The sequence below is a fragment of the Phaeobacter sp. 11ANDIMAR09 genome (assembly GCF_001294455.1).
GTDB lineage: Bacteria > Pseudomonadota > Alphaproteobacteria > Rhodobacterales > Rhodobacteraceae > Pseudophaeobacter.
Window position 1 is genome coordinate 1 of sequence record NZ_LIKT01000076.1, and the last position, 1,873, is coordinate 1,873.

At 54.2% G+C, this 1,873-nt stretch carries 3 protein-coding genes; all 3 read left to right on the plus strand.

The window, feature by feature from the left end; all coding sequences use genetic code 11:
- Positions 1 to 805: hypothetical protein (locus AN476_RS23190; protein ID WP_216598420.1), on the plus strand; the 805-nt coding region annotated here is incomplete at its 5' end.
- Positions 806 to 943: 138 nt separating this feature from the next.
- Complete coding sequence (locus AN476_RS22120) at positions 944 to 1,360, plus strand: hypothetical protein (protein WP_157063857.1); 417 nt, start codon at positions 944 to 946, stop codon at positions 1,358 to 1,360.
- A gap of 27 nt (positions 1,361 to 1,387) precedes the next feature.
- Positions 1,388 to 1,843, plus strand: coding sequence for a GIY-YIG nuclease family protein (locus AN476_RS22125; RefSeq protein ID WP_054463919.1), 456 nt, complete (start codon positions 1,388 to 1,390; stop codon positions 1,841 to 1,843).
- The last annotated feature ends 30 nt before the right edge of the window (positions 1,844 to 1,873 follow it).

Sequence of the window (1,873 nt, forward strand, 5' to 3'; positions counted from 1 at the left end):
GGACCATCCTGAGGTCGCGGCCCTGTGCGATCGGATCTGGGACGAGTATCTGCCGAGTGATAAGACGTCCGGGCCGAAGCCGAAGACAGCTTTCAGGCACCAGCTTCGAGTGCTTGTTCTAGATCTCTACGTGGCTTGGCTTGAAGATCCTGAGCTGTGCATCGGCGTGTCGATGTCTTCGAACTACTGGGACACGTCTTCTCGCTATAACGCCATACACATCTCCAAGAAGATCATCCCGATTATCCATGCTCTGGATGAGGCTGGCCTGCTGGACCTCGCGAAGGGAAGCTACTCAGGTCCTTATGTTCGGGGAAACAGAACAACGAGGATCCGGGCCTCTGAGGTTCTACGAGGCTGGTTCGCTGAAGCTGCTTTTCAGCGCGACGATGTCGGGCGGGTTGCTGGCGAGGAGCTCGTCATTCTGCGAGACACCGACGAGGGGAATGTCGAATACGAAGACACCGACGAGACGATCAGGATGCGCGAAGAATTGCGCCGCTATAACGAGGTCATCGCTAACGCCTTCATCGACATTCCCAGCCAGGAAGAGCCAAGGGTCGAGGACGTCGCGATCGACCATCATCACAAGCGGACCCGCCGGATCTTTAGCCGGTCGAACTGGGGCCTGAATGGTAGGTTCTATGGGGGCTGGTGGCAGAGCCTGAACAGCGACTGGCGCTCCAGGATCTTCATCAATGACACTCCGGTGGTCGAGGTCGACTTTCGCGGCCTACATGTTTCGTTGCTGAGCCTTGAGGCAGGCGTGGAACTCGTCGGTGACCCCTACGACGTGTCTGAATGACTGCTGGGTGGTATCCCGTTGGTGCTCCAGCGGGACTTGATCAAGAAGTTAGTTCTCACAGCGATCAACGCAGAATCAAAAGACTCTGCCTTCAAGAGCCTTCGTGACGGGTATCCGACTGGGCACGCTGGTAAGACGATGACCAACGAACAGCTAGAGACCCTTCTCGCTGCTTTTCTTGAGCGTTCACCACATCTGGCTGACCTGCTGTTCACGGATCAGGGGGGTCGTCTGATGGGCTTGGATGGTCGGATTTCGGAGTTCGTTCACCGTCATTTCTGCGAGCTGGCTGTTCCCGTGCTTTCCGTTCATGACAGTTATCTGATCGACTACACCCGTGTCAGAGAACTGAAACGGGTGATGGCCGTGGCGTCAGAGCGCGTTTGCGGAGTCGCGCTGCCAACATCGAACCAGTTCTATGGGCTCGACGAGGCCGATCCTGAGTACGTCCAAGACTACATTGCTTTCAGGCAGGCGGCTCGGTCAGAGGGATATCTGCGCAGGAAAGCCCAACATGAACAACGGACTGGTCGACCTGTTGAGGCGTTTGTTTAGGGTTGAGTGTCTGGAGGAAGCTTTGAAATGAGGGATTTTGACGGGTTTGTGGGCGCGGCCAAAGATCTATTTGGTGAGTTGGTTCAACAAGAACTTCTGTCGTTCGAAGACGCAGTCAAACTGAAGGACACTCCTGGGATTTACGTATTCTATGAGGAGGGGACACCTGTTTACGTTGGCCGGACGAGAAAGCTACGCCAAAGGCTGCGAGCCCACGTAAGTGATAGCCATAATTCAGCGTCATATGCACTGAAGAGGACTAGGGCAGCTCACGGACTTGCGGCGACATACACAAAGTCCATGTCCCGAAAGGTGATCGCCACTGAAGAACCTTATCGGCAGACTTTTCTCGATGAGATAGCCAAGATCAAAGGTATGAGAATCCGATTTTTGGAAGTTCAGGACCCGATTGAGCAATATCTTTTGGAGCTGCTTGCATCGTTGAAATTCGAAGTCAGCCTCAGTGGGTTTGACACGTCGTAATTTTCTGCTTTCGAAACCTCGGGATGATCT